The organism is Salinivibrio sp. IB872 (genome assembly GCF_001995345.1).
GTDB classification, from domain to species: domain Bacteria; phylum Pseudomonadota; class Gammaproteobacteria; order Enterobacterales; family Vibrionaceae; genus Salinivibrio; species Salinivibrio proteolyticus.
In genome coordinates this window covers 11,594-27,756 of record NZ_MUFO01000038.1, presented here as the reverse complement: position 1 = coordinate 27,756, position 16,163 = coordinate 11,594, and the positions used below count along the sequence as shown (strand labels likewise).

General features: G+C 51.3%; 11 protein-coding genes. 9 read left to right on the top strand and 2 right to left on the bottom strand.

The genetic code is table 11. The features are described from left to right. Positions 1–478: 478 nt before the first annotated feature. Positions 479–2,080 (top strand): methyl-accepting chemotaxis protein, encoded by a 1,602-nt coding sequence (locus BZJ18_RS13675; RefSeq protein ID WP_077457560.1) that lies wholly within the window; start codon positions 479–481, stop codon positions 2,078–2,080. A gap of 92 nt (positions 2,081–2,172) precedes the next feature. Next, the gene (gene glnE, locus BZJ18_RS13670) at positions 2,173–5,022 is read left to right on the top strand and encodes a bifunctional [glutamate--ammonia ligase]-adenylyl-L-tyrosine phosphorylase/[glutamate--ammonia-ligase] adenylyltransferase (protein WP_077457558.1); all 2,850 of its coding nucleotides are present in this window, start codon (positions 2,173–2,175) and stop codon (positions 5,020–5,022) included. A gap of 35 nt (positions 5,023–5,057) precedes the next feature. On the opposite strand, the gene lpxL is transcribed toward glnE, so the two are convergent. Beyond that, a complete protein-coding gene (lpxL, locus tag BZJ18_RS13665) occupies positions 5,058–5,978 on the bottom strand; it encodes an LpxL/LpxP family Kdo(2)-lipid IV(A) lauroyl/palmitoleoyl acyltransferase (RefSeq protein ID WP_077457556.1) in 921 nt (306 codons plus the stop codon). A gap of 226 nt (positions 5,979–6,204) precedes the next feature. Here lpxL and hldE point away from each other — a divergent pair, with 226 nt between their 5' ends. Continuing rightward, complete coding sequence (hldE, locus tag BZJ18_RS13660; RefSeq protein WP_077457554.1) at positions 6,205–7,632, top strand: bifunctional D-glycero-beta-D-manno-heptose-7-phosphate kinase/D-glycero-beta-D-manno-heptose 1-phosphate adenylyltransferase HldE; 1,428 nt, start codon at positions 6,205–6,207, stop codon at positions 7,630–7,632. A 72-nt stretch (positions 7,633–7,704) separates the two neighbouring features. Here the strand turns inward: hldE and tolC are convergent, their stop codons facing one another. Continuing rightward, on the bottom strand, positions 7,705–9,015 hold the full coding sequence (gene tolC / locus BZJ18_RS13655) for an outer membrane channel protein TolC (protein WP_077457552.1): 1,311 nt from the start codon (positions 9,013–9,015) through the stop codon (positions 7,705–7,707). Between the two features lie 231 nt (positions 9,016–9,246). Between tolC and nudF the strand changes: the two genes are divergently transcribed. From nudF to parC, 6 genes are all read left to right on the top strand, one after another. Further along, complete coding sequence (gene nudF, locus BZJ18_RS13650; protein WP_077457550.1) at positions 9,247–9,885, top strand: ADP-ribose diphosphatase; 639 nt, start codon at positions 9,247–9,249, stop codon at positions 9,883–9,885. 13 nt (positions 9,886–9,898) lie between these two features. Continuing rightward, positions 9,899–10,345 carry a DUF1249 family protein gene (locus BZJ18_RS13645; protein ID WP_108742936.1) on the top strand — a complete coding sequence of 149 codons (447 nt, stop codon included), beginning with the start codon at positions 9,899–9,901 and terminating at the stop codon, positions 10,343–10,345. A 22-nt stretch (positions 10,346–10,367) separates the two neighbouring features. Next, entirely contained in the window at positions 10,368–11,192 is an 825-nt protein-coding gene (gene cpdA / locus BZJ18_RS13640) for a 3',5'-cyclic-AMP phosphodiesterase (protein ID WP_077457548.1), read from the top strand. A 4-nt stretch (positions 11,193–11,196) separates the two neighbouring features. Beyond that, positions 11,197–11,775: an esterase YqiA gene (gene yqiA / locus BZJ18_RS13635; protein WP_069589251.1), complete on the top strand. Its 579-nt coding sequence runs from the start codon at positions 11,197–11,199 to the stop codon at positions 11,773–11,775. A gap of 163 nt (positions 11,776–11,938) precedes the next feature. Further along, on the top strand, positions 11,939–13,831 hold the full coding sequence (gene parE, locus BZJ18_RS13630) for a DNA topoisomerase IV subunit B (protein ID WP_077457562.1): 1,893 nt from the start codon (positions 11,939–11,941) through the stop codon (positions 13,829–13,831). Between the two features lie 25 nt (positions 13,832–13,856). Then, a complete protein-coding gene (gene parC / locus BZJ18_RS13625) occupies positions 13,857–16,115 on the top strand; it encodes a DNA topoisomerase IV subunit A (RefSeq protein WP_069589249.1) in 2,259 nt (752 codons plus the stop codon). The last annotated feature ends 48 nt before the right edge of the window (positions 16,116–16,163 follow it).

Here is a 16,163-nt window from a genome sequence, read left to right as displayed (position 1 = left end):
AGATGGTCTTTGGGAACAAGTTGTTCCATCGTCACCATTTCAAGTTCATATTGGTGTGGAGAAGGTTCTTGAAGCATACCGGAGCATCCCTATTGCGACACTCCTATTAGATCAAAGGTCTAGCTCGAAAGCTAGACCTTTGTCAGCAGTCTGAAGCAGCTCCTTGAGCTGCTTTTTTTGTACTGCGCGTGCGATCGCAAATTGAATAACGATCTTCTCCAAGCGAAAAGAAACGCAATCTACATCAAAACGCTAGGCTACTCGGTTAGTTATAACCGCGCGGTGAGGTATCAGGGGCATCTGTTGTGCTGATTAACTTATCATTACTGAATATGGATGTGGGCAATTATCACAAATAAGGTAAACAAGGGTTTAGTCATCGCCGGATTTACCGATATAACGAATTGTCGAGAATAATTATCGCCCGCCTCGTAGGGTCGCGAGTCAGCATTGATGTGGGCATGGAGTGTGCAGGATTATGGCGAAACATAGCTTCTATGCATGGGAAAAACCAGTAACCAATCTGCGTTTAGTTCCCAAGCTGGTTATTTTGATGGTATTTAGCACCGTGTTGTTGGTGGGTAAGCAATTATGGGATGCACAAACATTCCGTCAATCCGTGGTGGATTTTACCCTCAAACAGACACAAGAATTGGCGCGCTCGGGCGCTGCCATGACCAAAGCATTGATGGCGCAGCCTGACGGTGAGCGGCTGATGCGAGAAGCGGTCGAGAGTATGAATGCCGAGTTTAACGAAGGTGCCTATTTGTACTTGGTGAATGATAAAAAGCGTCAGGTGTGGGCACACCCTTCAATGACCCAATTCGCTGAGCTACGCGTGCCAGATGATCACCAAGATAGTGACGTGGCTGACCTATTTCTCAATCAATCCAGCGCATTCAGCTATACGGTGTATGACGGTGCACGACATGGTTATGCGGTGCCTGTTGCCGGCAGTGATTGGTGGATTGTTGCCTCGCAGCCAACGTCGGAAGCCCAGTCGTATTATCACGACTATATGATCCAAATAGCTTGGCAGACGGCACTGATGATTGTCTCCTTTATGGTCATTTTGCTGGGTGGCTCCAATATTATGCTGCGGCAAATCAATTACCTCACCGATCGAATTCGGGCCTTGGCGCAGCGAGATTTAAGCGAGCCAATTGAGATGAACAGTCGTGATGAATTTGGTGATCTGGCGCGTGAGCTTGAGACGTCTCGCCAACAACTGGTGGATGTGATTGATGCGCAGCGTCAAGCCGCTGATGAGTTGTCGTCATTAGCAGAGATTATGACCATCAGTATGGCGGAGACCAAGGAATCTGCGCAGGAACAGTTTGCCGAAATCGATCAGCTTGCCTCAGCGATGAGTGAGATGAGTGCCACGGTGCAGAATGTGGCTGAACATACGCGTGAAGCCTCGAAAGCCACTGAAGCGTCGAATGAACAGGCGGCGAGTGGTCAGCGCTATGTGGGAACGACCATCAACACCATTAACGAGCTGTCGAGTGACATTAGTCAGTCATCACACGTAGTGAGCCAAGTTGAATCGCAAGTGGAAAAAATTGGCACTGTGGTTGTCACTATTCAAGGGATTTCTGAGCAGACCAATTTGCTGGCTCTCAATGCCGCAATAGAAGCGGCGCGTGCTGGGGATAGCGGACGTGGATTTGCGGTGGTTGCCGATGAAGTGCGTAAGTTGGCACAACATACCCAAGAGGCGACGGTGGAAATTCAGGATATGATCACCCAATTGCAGCAAAGTGCACAACAAGCAGTAAGCTTGATGGAGCGTAGTGTGAGTGAGGCTGATAGCAGTGTTGATTCGGTCAGCCAAGCGGGCGGGGAACTCGATCAAATCGTGGCGCAGATCCGTTCTCTCAATGATATGAATTTCCAAATTGCTTCGTCGTCTGAACAGCAAGCTTCGGTCGCGGGTGAAATGAACCAAAATCTCACCAACGTGAAAGAGCTGGTGCAAGCTTCTGTGACCGTGGTCACCGAGTTGCATGAAACTGCAGAAATGGTGGAGCAAAGTGCCCAATCGCTTAATGAAAAAATTGGCGCATTCAAGATTTAATCGACGCGTTTTTCACACTCTGGAACGGCCCGCTGCGCATGCGGGCCGTTTTTTGTTAATGTCAAAGCAGGATAGCGCAACAAGGAATCACCATGGCTTTGCCTGATATGCTCGCCTCAACCATCAATCATCATATCTCCCAGCTTGAAGCGCACTGCGCAGAGGCATTGGCGCGCTGGCAAGATAGTGCCCGCGAGCAACTCGAGCGGGCGCTTGGATGCAGTGAATTTATTGCAGCTGCCTTATTACAGCAAGCCGGTTTATTGGACTGGTTATACCAACATCGCGATGATCCATGTCGCGCGAGTCAGTACTCATCCTTATTAGCCCAAGCACTTGAATCGGTTGACGACGAAGCCGCGTTCCATCGCGTGTTACGTCAGGTGCGCCAACAAGAGCTGGTGTGGATTGCTTGGCAAGATATCCAAGGTAATTGGTCAGTAGAACAAAGTTTGCAGCATCTATCGGCATTGGCTGAGGCGCAAATACTGGCTGCCTATCAATGGCTTTATGCGCATTGCATTCAGTCGTGGGGCACGCCAATGAATGCGGAAGGCGAGGCGCAACCCATGTTGATCCTTGGTATGGGAAAACTGGGGGGCGGTGAACTGAACTTTTCCTCAGATATCGATTTAATTTTTACCTATCCCGACAATGGCGAAACGCAAGGTGCGCGACGCAGTATCGCCAATGCGCAGTTCTTTACCCGATTAGGGCAACGCTTGATTAAAGCGCTCGACCAACCGACCGTGGATGGCTTTTGCTATCGGGTTGATATGCGTTTGCGCCCCTTTGGCGATAGTGGTCCTTTGGTCATGAGCTTTGCTGCGCTCGAAGATTACTATCAAGAACAAGGCCGAGATTGGGAACGTTATGCGATGATCAAAGCGCGGGTGATGGGCAAAGAGCAATACGATTGCTATCAAAGCTTGCGTCAGATGTTGCGCCCGTTTGTCTTTCGTCGCTATATCGACTTTAGTGCCATTCAAGCCCTGCGTCGTATGAAGCAGTTAATTCAGCGTGAGGTCCGTCGACGCGGCTTGACGGACAATATTAAATTAGGCGCCGGCGGTATTCGCGAAATTGAGTTTATTGCCCAATCTTTTCAGCTGATCCGCGGGGGCCGAGAGCCGAGTTTGCGTCAGCGGGGCTTGTTAGAGACCTTGGCGGCGCTGGATGAGCTGGAATTATTACCCGCTAACGATGTGGCGCAGTTGAAGGCCGCGTACCTTTACTTGCGTCGGGTAGAAAACCTGCTGCAAGCGATTGACGATAAACAAACCCAAACGCTTCCTGAGACGGAGCTTGATCGAGCACGTCTGTGTGCGGCGTTAAATGAATCGGATTGGCCATCCTTGGTCGCTAAAATTCACCAGCATATGCATGCGGTCCATCAGGTATTTTCTGGCTTGATTGGGGATGATGAGCAAGAAGGCGATGCCGACGTTGATAGCGAATATCATGACTTGTGGGCGATGGCGCGGGATCCTGATAATGCGAATTTGATCTTGGCCGATCTTGGCGTGCCGGAGACCAACATCGCGGATCAATTGTTGAGCTTTAAGCAAGAGCTGGCAAAGCGGACCTTGGGTCCGAGAGGTCGGGATGTGCTAAACCGCCTTATGCCAGTATTACTCAGTAAATTACTGGCGCAGCCTCATCCTGAACGTGTACTGCCGCACATTACCCACTTATTGGTCAATATTGCGACACGCACGACCTACCTTGAGCTTCTGGACGAGCACCCTAGCGCCATTGACCAAGTCCTACGCTTATGTGCCGCGAGTCCCTTGGTTGCAGAAAAGCTTGCCCGTTACCCCATGCTGTTGGATGAGCTATTGGATTTAACCCATCTCTATCAACCGTTAGCGCCCGACGCGTATCGGAGTGAGCTTGGGGATTATCTGGCGCGGATCCCGGTTGAAGATATGGAACAGCAGATGGAAGCGGTGCGTCAATTCAAGCAGACCCAGTTACTGAAAATTGCCGCTGCTGATATTGCGGGGGTATTGCCGGTGATGCGAGTGAGTGACCACTTAACCTATTTAGCCGAAGCGATTGTGGAAGCGGTGGTGAATCAAGCGTGGTACCAAATGACCGAAAAATATGGTCAGCCCACGCATTTAACTGACCGTGAAGGGCGCGGCTTTGCCGTGGTCGGCTATGGCAAAGTTGGCGGTTGGGAATTAGGTTATAACTCCGATTTGGATGTGGTGTTTTTGCATGACTGTCCAAGCCATATAGAAACCGATGGCCGCAAGGTGATCGATGGCCGTCAGTTTTATTTACGACTGGCGCAACGCATTGTGCACCTTTTCTCAACCCGTACGGCATCTGGGGTGTTATATGAAATTGATACCCGTCTGCGCCCCTCGGGCACCTCAGGAATGTTGGTCAGTACCTTAGAAGCCTATGCGGATTACCAGCAAAATGAAGCGTGGACTTGGGAGCATCAGGCGCTAGTGCGTGCGCGGATGATCTATGGCGATCCGTCTTTAAGCCGAGCATTTTCTGAGGTTCGTCAGCGTATTCTTACCATCCCAAGAGAGTCAGAGACACTGCGTGAGCAGGTCTCGTCGATGCGAGAGAAGATGCGCCAGCACGCGCACCGACATGACCCAGCCGTGTTTGCGATTAAGCAAGATAAAGGTGGGATTACGGATATTGAGTTTCTGGCGCAGTATTTGGTGTTAAGCCATAGCCAGCAGTATCCGGCCTTAACGCGCTACAGCGATAATGCGCGTATTTTTGAACAAGCCGGAGAGACGGGGGTGATGCCAACATCACAAGCTTTGGCACTGAAAGAGGCGTATACCGGTATGCGTAATGCGCTTCATCGCAGCCACCTTGCTGGTGAATCAGGCGTGGTGCCTCAAAGCGAATTTGTGACGCAAAGAGAGGTGGTCGAACAGGCTTGGCGTCAGTGGTTAGGTCTGCCATAGCAGCAAAAAGGGCCGCGCGAGCAGCCCTTTTTAACTCAATACAACGAAGGCTCACCTTCGGGGCGTGTTTTAAAACGTCGGTGTAGCCACATGTATTGCTCTGGGGCGCGAAGAATTAAACGCTCAACCGCTTGGTTGGTAACCACGGCGGCTTCATGGGCGTCTTTAGGAAAGTGTTTGATTGGCGCCTCTATCTTAACGTGATACTGCCCATTGCGTCGTTGGCGTATCACGGAAAAAGGCACCACGGTTGCATGACCGGCAGTGGCGAGCAAGCTCGTCCCTGTGGTGGTACAGGCTTTTTCGACCGCAAAGAGCGGCGCAAAGGTTGAGCGGCGTCGGCCATAGTCATGGTCGGGGGCGTACCACATCCGGTGCCCCTCTTTGAGGTAGCGGATCATAGATTTGACGTCTTTTCGATCCACGCCAATGTTACGTTTCATTCGGCCCCGAAACTGGAACCAGTCATAGACAGGGTTAGTATTAGGGCGATAGACGCCAACGCCAGGTGTTTGGTCACTGAGGCCACGCCCACCTATCTCTAGGTTGAGTGAATGGACCGCGATCAGCAAAACCCCCTTACCTTGCTGCTCAAGTTCAAGCAAGGTGTCTAACCCTTCAATGGTGACATGCTTTTGTATCCGCCATTTGGGCCAAAACCATGCCATGCCGGTTTCAAATAAGGCAAGCCCTGAGTTAGCAAAGTTCTCTTTGACCATCGCGGCACGCTCAGCGCGGGTCATTTCTGGGAAGCAGAGTGCAAGGTTACGATCGGCGATGCCAACGCGGCGTTTCATCAGCGTATACATAAGTCGACCCAGACCGCGGCCCAAATAAAACTGGACGCGATAAGGAAGCCAACTTGCCAGATACATGAATCCGACACCAAGCCAAGTATGCCAATACCGAGGGTGAACAAACCCAATCCGAAAAGTGGGCGCTGAAAAATCGCTCATAGCGTTAATGACTCATGAAAACCAAAACCAGAAGGGGCCGAGAGGCTTGCGCTATTGTAGAGCAAAATTAAAAAGCTGTCCCGCCACAATCGTGCGCGAACCTGCCTCACTGTGACGGTATCGAAATGTTTTTGCGTGTTTTTTGTACGGTGCGCCATCTGACAATAGGTCATTTTTATTGGGGCTGTGCTACTATCGCCCAGTAACGACAGTATCGGAGATCCAGATGAAACTTAGCCTTCCTGACTACAGCCAAGCCCAAGTCTTGGTCGTGGGTGATGTGATGCTTGATCGCTATTGGTATGGCCCAACGGGGCGAATTTCGCCTGAGGCACCTGTACCTGTAGTGAAGATCAATCAAACAGAAGAGCGTCCCGGTGGCGCAGCTAACGTTGCCATGAACATCGCTGCGTTAGGGGGTCATACCCAACTCATTGGTTTGACAGGCAAGGATGAGCAAGCCGATGCGCTCACGCAGAAACTTCACTCGCTCAAGGTTGCGTGTGATTTTGTCGCGCTCGATTCCTACCCCACGATTACCAAGTTGCGGGTGATGAGTCGCAACCAGCAACTGATCCGTCTTGATTTTGAAGAGGGATTTGATGGCGTGGATGTGGCCCCTATGTTGGCAAAAGTCGAAGCGGCTTTACCGCAATGTCAGGCCATGATTTTGTCCGATTACGCAAAAGGTGCACTGTCGCAAGTCCAACCCTTGATTCAGGCGGCCAAGCAAGCCGGTGTAACCACCTTGGTGGATCCGAAAGGTACTGATTTTGAGCGCTATCGCGGTGCCAGCTTATTAACCCCAAATATGGCTGAGTTTGAAGCGGTTGCTGGACGGGTAGACAGTGATGAAGACTTGGTCGAAAAAGGCGTTGCGCTGATTGAAAAATATCAGTTGGGTGCATTATTGGTGACCCGCAGTGAACACGGTATGACGCTACTTCGTCCCGATGTCGCCCCACTGAATCTGCCGACACTGGCCAAAGAAGTTTATGATGTGACCGGGGCCGGCGATACTGTGATTTCGGTATTGGCGGCATCGTTGGCAGCGGGCAAACCCATCGAAGAGGCCTGCGCACTGGCGAATGCGGCGGCTGGTGTAGTGGTCGGTAAACTCGGTACCTCTACCTTATCTACCATAGAGTTGACCGAAGCGATTCATGGCTCGCACGAATCTGGGTTTGGTGTCACCACAGAAGCGCAGTTGATTGAGGCGGTGAAAGTCGCCAAAGGGCGCGGTGAAAAAGTGGTGATGACCAATGGCTGCTTTGACATTTTACATGCTGGCCATGTGGCGTACCTGAATGAAGCCGCCAAACTGGGAGATCGCCTGATTGTGGCGGTGAATACCGACGCATCGGTTCAAGCCTTAAAAGGGCCTGGACGTCCCGTCAACCCGACGGACCGACGTATGGCGGTATTGGCTGGCTTGGGGGCGGTCGACTGGGTGGTGCCTTTTAGTGAAGAAACACCTGCGCGCCTGATTGGTGCTGTCTTGCCAGATCTATTGGTCAAAGGCGGCGATTATCAGGTTGATGAGATCGCGGGTGCTGAGGCGGTGATGGATAACGGTGGTGAGGTGAAAGTGCTGAATTTTGAAGACGGCTGTTCCACCACTGAAATCATTGAGTCAATTCGTCGCGGGCAATAAAACCGAGCGAGTAACCGTCAGTAAAAAAGGTGCCTGAGGGCACCTTTTTAGATCAAAGATAGCGACTAAGGCTTAGCGTTTTTCAATCAAGCCTTTGTTGATTTCTAGCAAGTCCTGCTCGCTAAGTGTCCCCACGGCTTGACGCAACTGAAGGCGGCTCAAGATGTAGTCGTAACGCGCATTCGACAGGTTACGGTTGGCATCGTACAGGCGGCGTGTGGCGTCAAGGACATCCACAATGGTACGTGTGCCCACTTCAAAGCCAGCTTCTGTCGCTTCAAGGGCTGAACGCGCAGAAATGACCGTTTGCTCATAGGCACGCAAGGCACCGATAGAAGCATTAATGTCGTTATAGAAGGCGCGAACGTCCTTAACGGTTGAACGGAACGTGGCTTCCAAGCTTTCCGAGGCTGCAACGTAGTTATACTGCGCTTTCTCAACATTCGCTGAGGTGCTTCCGCCCGTGAACAGCGGCAAACTAAAAGTGAGTCCGGCAGTCCCTTCGTTAGAATCGACTGAGCCTGGAGTATGCTGATTATCGACATCTGTCATGCCATATTTAGCGCTAAACGTTAAAGTCGGAAGGTGGCCAGACTCAGCTAGCTTGATCTGCTCTTTGGCAGTATCACGGGCAATACGGCTTGCCAACAGCTTCAAGTTTTTCTCTTCGGCAGTTYCAACCAACGCGGTTGGTTGCTGCTGAGGTTTACTCGCGCTAAAACGTGCGGTATCTAACACGCGCAAATCACGTGGCGCTTCGCCAGTGATCTCACGCAAGCCTTCATAGCTATTGGTGAGGGCATTCTGGGCCAAGATTTCGTCGGCGAGTACTGCGTCATATTGCGCTTGTGCATCGTGTACGTCGGTAATCGCGGAGAGCCCGACTTCGAAACGTTGTTTGGTTTGCTCTAGCTGACGGCCAACCGCCGCTTTCTCTGCTTTGACAAATTCCAGCTTATCCATTGCACGGAGTACATCAAAGTAGGCCTGTGCGACACGCAGCATCAAGCCTTGTTGTTGCGCGGCGTAAACGGCATCTAGCTGGCGGGCTTGCATTTCGCTGATATCGAGGTTGATCCAGCTATCACGCTTAAAAATTTGTTGGCTTAGACTGATATCTGCGCTGGTGGTGTTATTGTCACGCTGATCGTTGCTGTCATTGCGGGTGATCGAATAGCCGGCATTTAACCCAATTTGGGGTAGCAATGTACCGCGCGTTGCATCCACGGCTGAAAACGCAGCGTCACGTTCAGCGGCGGCTTGATTGAGTGTGGGATCACTTTGCTTCGCTTGTTGGTAAATTTGGGCGAGATCGTCGGCTAGAGCCACGGAGCTTAGGCTGCCGAGTGCCAAGCCTAATGCCAAAGGGAGCAATTTTTTCATAGGTAGAATCCCTGAATTTGAGCTGTTCAATAAGAATACGACAACTAGCTTACCGCAATTATGCTTGCGTGAAACTGACAATTTGTTAAGACACTGAGTGTAAACTATCCAGTTTGCGATTGGGACTTAAAAATAGTTGTAACTTTTATCAAAAAAGTTAAGTTTAAGGTTTGCAGCGCAATCGTGCCAATGATAAGACTGCACCGCCACCACAAATAGCAAGGAGCGAGTATGTCCAGCCATCCCCCCGGTCAGTTTGGCCGTGAAGACATTGTGATTGAAGATATCTCACCATGCTATCAAGGGTTTTTCTCAATTCATCGCTATCAGTTTCGTCACCGATTGTTTAAAGGCGGTTGGAGTGGCACCGTGGTTCGCGAGTTGTTTGAGCGTGGTCATGCGGTGGCAGTACTTCCCTATGACCCTGTGCGTGACGAAGTGGTTATGCTAGAACAAATTCGTGTCGGTGCGATGGCAGCAGGGGCTTCGCCATGGCAGCTTGAGATTGTTGCGGGCATGATGGATAAGCAAGAGTCTCCCGAGCAAGTGGCACATCGCGAGGCACGGGAAGAAGCCGGCCTTTTATTGCAGCAGATGGAGCGAGTGACTCGCTATTTATCCAGCTCCGGCGGCTGCTCAGAACAACTAGAGGTCTTCGTGGCGATTGTCGATGCGTCTGAAGCGGCTGGCGTGCACGGATTGGCAAGCGAAAATGAAGATATCTTGGTTCATCGATTCTCACGTCAACAGGCGTATCAAAAGGTCGTCGATGGCGAGATTGAAAACGCGGCATCCATCATTGCGCCGCAATGGTTGGAACTCAATGCTAGTCGGTTACGTCAAAGCTATAATGAACAAAACAATCAATAAACAGTAGGTGTGTGTGAAAACAGATTATCGAGTCGACTTACCGGCGATGATGCGCCTGTATGAAACTAACTACGCCAAACTTGTCCGTTTAATGCCTAAACGCGACGAGGTGGGGCAAGTGTGTCGATACGATATTCAAGGGCAGGAGTATGCGTTGGTTGTCCGTGAGTCAACCCGTTACACCACCTTACTGGACATTGCCCAGCTCGGCAAAGGCCAAGCGCCCGACTACTTACGCGCGAATTTAACCGTGCGTCTATACCATGATGCACGTGTTGCTGAAGTGTGTACCACGCAGCAGATTTCACGGCTAAAACCGCGTTATGATTATCCGAATCCGCGCATGCATCAGCGCAATGAAAAACATCAGGTTAATGCATTTTTGTCTGATTGGCTGGCGCACTGTTTGCGCCGCGGCGTGACCGCCTCAGACTCCGTGTATAAATCATCGTTAAACTAAACCAGCAAAGGTATTTTCAACGTTGCAGCCTTGCCAGATTGAGAACGCGAACGGCGATTGTATTCGTCTTCTGCAAATCACCGACACGCACCTGTTCGCGGACGAACAGGGCAGTTTGCTGGGTGTTAATACACTGCATAGTTATCATGCGGTGCTTGATGCGATAAGCGCCACACAACGTACCTTTGACGCCATTATTGCCACCGGCGATTTATCTCAAGATCACTCCGCGTTATCTTATCGCCGCTTTGTAGATGGAATTCAGCGTTGGCAGCAACCCTGTTTTTGGCTGCCGGGAAACCATGATTTTCAACCCGAGATGCGTTCGGTATTGCAATCTGGCTCGCTATCGCATTGTTCACAAGTGTTGCTTGGCGAGCACTGGCAAATGATATTACTCGACAGCCAAGTGTCGGGCGTGCCACATGGTGAATTATCTAGAGAACAGTTACGCCTGTTAGAGCAGCACTTAAGTGAGTACCCACAGCGCCATGCACTGGTGTTATTGCATCATCATCCGCTAGAGGCCGGCAGTACTTGGCTCGATCAGCACAAACTGGTTAACCGCGAGCGGTTTTGGCAGATCATGGCGGCACACCCACAGGCAAAAGCCGTGGTGTGTGGACACATTCACCAAGCGCTGAATGTTCGCCATCAAGGTGTACAAGTTATGGCATCGCCGTCAACCTGTATCCAATTTATGCCGGACTCGCATGACTTTGCATTGGATAATCAAAACCCCGGCTGGCGCTGGTTAGATTTGCACAGTGATGGACGGATTGAGAGCCAAGTTGAGCGTGTGACGGGGCAACAGTTCCGTCCTGATTTTGACTCCAGTGGATACTAACCCAATGGCCTCAGCACTGCTTTATCTCCATGGCTTTAATAGTTCTCCTCAGTCGTTAAAAGCACGACAAATGCGGGCGTATTGTCAAACAATGCGTCCGGATATTCAGGTACTCGTCCCGCAACTGCCGAGCCACCCAGAACCCACCGTGAACCTGTTGACTGAGTTGGTCGATACCTATGGTGCCACCCATCAGCTGGGGCTCGTTGGCAGTTCACTGGGGGGATTTCTCGCCACTTGGCTCAGTGAGCGCTATGATATACCGGCGGTGTTGGTCAATCCCGCGGTACGCCCATATGAGTTATTGCAAGATTATATCGGCGAGCAGGTGAACCCTTACACCCATGAGCGCTATCAACTCGATGCTGACGATATTTTGGCGCTGCGCACGCTGGATGTGCCTACCTTGACGCACCCTTCGCAATTTTGGCTGCTGCAGCAAATGGGGGATGAAGTGCTCGACTATCGTCAAGCGGTTGAGAAATTTAGTGCCAGTCGACAAACGGTTGAGCCAGAGGGCGATCATAGTTTTGTTGGCTTTGAACGCTACTGCGCCGACATTATCCAGTTCCTTGGATTGTAGCCTCCTTTTATTGCCAACGTCTTAGGCAAACCTTGTCTCGTCTGAACATGGCGGCGTACGAGGCGGATGGCAGTTCACATAAACTCGCGGTAACAGGGGGCGGAGCTTGACAAGCTAGGCCCCCTTGCTGACCATGTCATCACATTTATTAAGCCAATCGATTATGACAGAGCAAAGTTATAACGCAGGATCGATAGAAGTCCTCAACGGGCTCGAGCCAGTGCGCCGACGCCCGGGTATGTACACAGATACCAGTCGCCCTAACCATTTAGGGCAAGAAGTGATCGATAACAGTGTCGACGAAGCCCTTGCCGGCCACGCGAGTAAAATCGATGTGATCCTTCATGCCGACCAATCATTAGAAGTGATTGATGATGGCCGTGGGATGCCTGTAGATATTCACCCAGAAGAAGGGGTGTCTGGGGTTGAGCTGATCCTCTGTAAGCTTCACGCTGGCGGCAAGTTCTCCAACAAAAGCTATCAATTTAGTGGTGGTTTGCACGGGGTCGGGATCTCTGTGGTTAACGCCTTGTCTCGTCGTGTTGAGATCACGGTCAAGCGCGATGGGCAAGTCTATGACATCGCCTTCGAAAACGGCGACAAAGTGCAAGACTTGACCGTGACAGGCACGTGCGGACGACGCAACCGTGGCACGCGGGTGCACTTTTGGCCGGACAGTCAGTTTTTCGATTCCGGTAAATTCTCGCTGTCACGCTTAAAAACCATATTAAAAGCCAAAGCTGTCCTTTGCCCGGGCTTAACCATCAATTTCACCGATAAAAATACCGATGAAACCATTAGCTGGTGCTATGAAGCGGGCCTAAAAGACTATCTTGCCGACAGTGTGAAGGGCTTTGAATTATTGCCTGAAACCCCCTTTGTCGGTGAGTTCAGTGGCAAAAATGAAGCGGTCGATTGGGCGGTGATTTGGTTACCGGAAGGCGGTGAATTAACCACTGAAAGCTATGTTAACTTGATTCCGACGCCGCAAGGTGGCACCCATGTCAATGGCTTGCGCCAAGGTATGCTGGAAGCGATGCGCGAGTTCTGCGAGTTCCGCAACCTATTGCCTCGTGGTGTGAAGCTCACCGCGGATGATATCTGGGAGCGCTGTGCATATGTCTTGTCAGTGAAAATCCAAGATCCGCAATTTGCCGGCCAAACGAAAGAGCGTTTGTCCTCACGTCAATGTGCGGCCTTTGTGTCTGGCGTGGTCAAAGATGCCTTTAGCTTGTGGCTGAACGAGCGTCCTCACTTGGCCGAGCGTTTGGCTGAGGTGTGCATTGCCAGCGCCCATCGCCGTATGCGCGCCGCGAAAAAGGTGGTACGGAAAAAAGTCGCCTCGGGACCAGCGTTGCCCGGTAAGCTGACAGACTGCGCGATGCAAGATTCCAGTCGCACCGAACTCTTTTTGGTGGAGGGTGACTCGGCAGGCGGCTCAGCGAAACAGGCCCGTGATCGTGAGTTTCAGGCGGTGATGCCGCTACGCGGTAAAATTCTTAWTACGTGGGAAGTATCAGCTGACCAAGTCCTCGCTTCCCAAGAGGTGCATGATATTTCGGTGGCGCTAGGGATAGATCCCGACTCCGGTGATCTGTCCGGATTGCGCTACGATAAAGTCTGCATTCTCGCCGATGCGGATTCTGATGGTCTACATATTGCGACGCTGTTATGTGCGTTGTTTGTGCAGCATTTCCGTGCTCTAGTCGAAGCAGGACACGTGTATGTTGCGATGCCGCCTTTGTATCGTATTGATTGCGGAAAAGAAGTCTTTTACGCCCTCGATGAAGACGAGAAAGCAGGCATCCTTGAGCGATTAAGTAATAAACGCGGAAAAATCAACGTACAGCGCTTTAAAGGGCTGGGGGAAATGAACCCTTTGCAACTGCGTGAAACCACGATGGATCCAAATACACGCCGTTTGGTGCAACTGACGATTGATGATCCTGAGCAAACCCAATTAATGATGGACATGCTGCTAGGTAAAAAACGGGCAGAAGATCGTCGTAACTGGTTGCAGCAAAAAGGCGATATGGCCGAGCTGACCGAGATTTAAACAAATATAACGGGATACTATCAGCATGACAGAGGTGACTTATGATGGCGTCGAGCAGCTTGCCTTGCGCAAGTTTACAGAGGATGCTTACCTCAACTACTCGATGTACGTCATCATGGACCGTGCGCTGCCGTTTATCGGTGACGGATTAAAACCGGTACAGCGCCGAATTATTTATGCAATGTCTGAGCTGGGGCTGTCTGCCTCCGCCAAATATAAAAAATCAGCGCGTACCGTTGGGGACGTGCTCGGTAAGTATCACCCTCATGGTGATTCTGCCTGCTATGAAGCCATGGTATTGATGGCGCAACCCTTCTCTTATCGTTATCCGCTGGTGGATGGTCAAGGTAACTGGGGGGCGCCGGACGATCCCAAATCGTTCGCGGCGATGCGTTATACCGAATCACGCCTGTCGCGCTTCTCGGAAGTCCTCTTACAAGAGCTAGGACAAGGAACCGTGGATTGGGTGCCAAACTTTGATGGCACCATGAAAGAGCCGAAAACCTTACCTGCGCGCCTTCCTCATATTCTCCTCAATGGGGTGACCGGGATTGCGGTTGGTATGGCCACCGATATTCCCCCGCACAATGCGCGCGAACTTGCTAACGCGCTGGCGGCGATGATTGATAAACCCAGTATCGATCTGGATGGCCTGATGGAATACGTCAAAGGGCCGGATTATCCGACTGAAGCAGAAGTCATTACGCCTCATCACGAGCTGAAAAAGCTCTATACCAGTGGTCGTGGCAGCATCAAGATGCGAGCTCGTTGGCACAAAGAAAGCGGCGACATTGTGATCACAGCACTGCCGCATCAAGTCTCTGGCGCCAAGTTACTCGAGCAAATCGCCAACCAAATGCGGGCGAAAAAACTGCCGATGGTCGATGACTTGCGTGATGAGTCTGACCACGAAAACCCGACACGTATCGTGGTGGTGCCGCGCTCTAACCGAGTTGATAGTGATCAGTTGATGAATCACTTATTCGCATCAACGGATCTTGAGAAAAACTATCGCGTTAACCTCAATATGATCGGCCTCGATGCACGCCCGCAAGTAAAAGGGCTGCAAATGATCCTGTCGGAGTGGTTGACGTTCCGTCGGGATACGGTGCGTCGTCGCTTGGAGTATCGTCTCGAGAAGGTGTTGGCGCGTTTGCACATTCTTGAGGGCTTATTGGTCGCGTACCTCAATATTGATGAGGTGATTGAAATCATCCGCAGTGAGGATGATCCAAAGGCAGAACTGATCAAGCGCTTTGGGCTTAGTGAGAAGCAAGCGGAAGCGATTCTAGAGATCAAACTGCGTCAATTGGCCAAACTCGAAGAGATCAAAATCCGTGGTGAGCAAGATGAGCTAAGCAAAGAGCGGGACAAGTTGCAAACCCTGTTAGGCTCAGAGCGTCGGTTGAATACCTTGATCAAAAAAGAGATCCTCGCCGATGCCGAAAAGTACGGTGATGATCGACGCTCGCCCTTGGTGGAACGTGAAGAAGCCAAAGCCATGACGGAGCGTGATTTGATCCCCAGTGAGCCGATTACCGTGGTGCTGTCGGAAAAAGGGTGGATTCGTCATGCCAAGGGGCACGATGTTGATGCGGCTGGGCTTAACTATAAAGCGGGAGACAAGTTTCTCGATGCGGCGCCGGGCAAGAGCAATCAACCTGCGGTGTTCTTGGGGTCAGACGGACGTAGCTATGCCATTGAATCGCACACCTTGCCGTCGGCGCGCAGTCAGGGTGAACCGATCACGGGCCGTATCAATATCACCCCAGGCTCGTCGATTCGTCATGTGATGATGGCGGATGAAAGCCAACTGACGTTACTTGCCTCGGATGCAGGCTATGGCTTTGTGTGTAAACAGGCAGACATGCTGTCGAAAAACCGTAGTGGTAAAGCGCTGTTAACTGTGCCTGAGCATGCCGAAGTGATGCCGCCTCGCCGTATTCACGACTTAGAAACGGATCAGATCTTGGCCATTTCCAATGAGGGACGGATGTTGGTATTCCCTATCCATGATTTGCCACAGTTGGGCAAAGGCAAAGGAAACAAGATCATCAATATCCCTGGCGCGCGCGCCAAATCACGTGATGAGGTGCTCAGTCAGTTACATGTCTTACCGCAAGGAGCAGGCGTGACCCTGCATGCAGGTAAGCGTAAGTTGACCTTAAAAGCGGCCGATCTCGACAACTTCCGTGGTGAACGGGGTCGTCGTGGCAGCATGCTGCCAAGAGGCCTGCAACGGGTCTCCGCGGTAGAAATCCTTATCGACGAGCAAGACAGCTAGTCCGATGAACGCACCTTCTTTGGAAGGTGCGTTTTTTCACTAGGTGCA

Excerpts from the sequence above, each read along its gene's own strand:
- parC (WP_069589249.1), top strand. The coding sequence starts at position 13,857 with ATGACAGAGGTGACTTATGATGGCGTCGAGCAGCTTGCCTTGCGCAAG.
- glnE (WP_077457558.1), top strand. The coding sequence starts at position 2,173 with ATGGCTTTGCCTGATATGCTCGCCTCAACCATCAATCATCATATCTCC.
- BZJ18_RS13675 (WP_077457560.1), top strand. The coding sequence starts at position 479 with ATGGCGAAACATAGCTTCTATGCATGGGAAAAACCAGTAACCAATCTG.
- yqiA (WP_069589251.1), top strand. The coding sequence starts at position 11,197 with ATGGCCTCAGCACTGCTTTATCTCCATGGCTTTAATAGTTCTCCTCAG.
- hldE (WP_077457554.1), top strand. The coding sequence starts at position 6,205 with ATGAAACTTAGCCTTCCTGACTACAGCCAAGCCCAAGTCTTGGTCGTG.
- nudF (WP_077457550.1), top strand. The coding sequence starts at position 9,247 with ATGTCCAGCCATCCCCCCGGTCAGTTTGGCCGTGAAGACATTGTGATT.
- lpxL (WP_077457556.1), bottom strand. The coding sequence starts at position 5,978 with ATGAGCGATTTTTCAGCGCCCACTTTTCGGATTGGGTTTGTTCACCCT.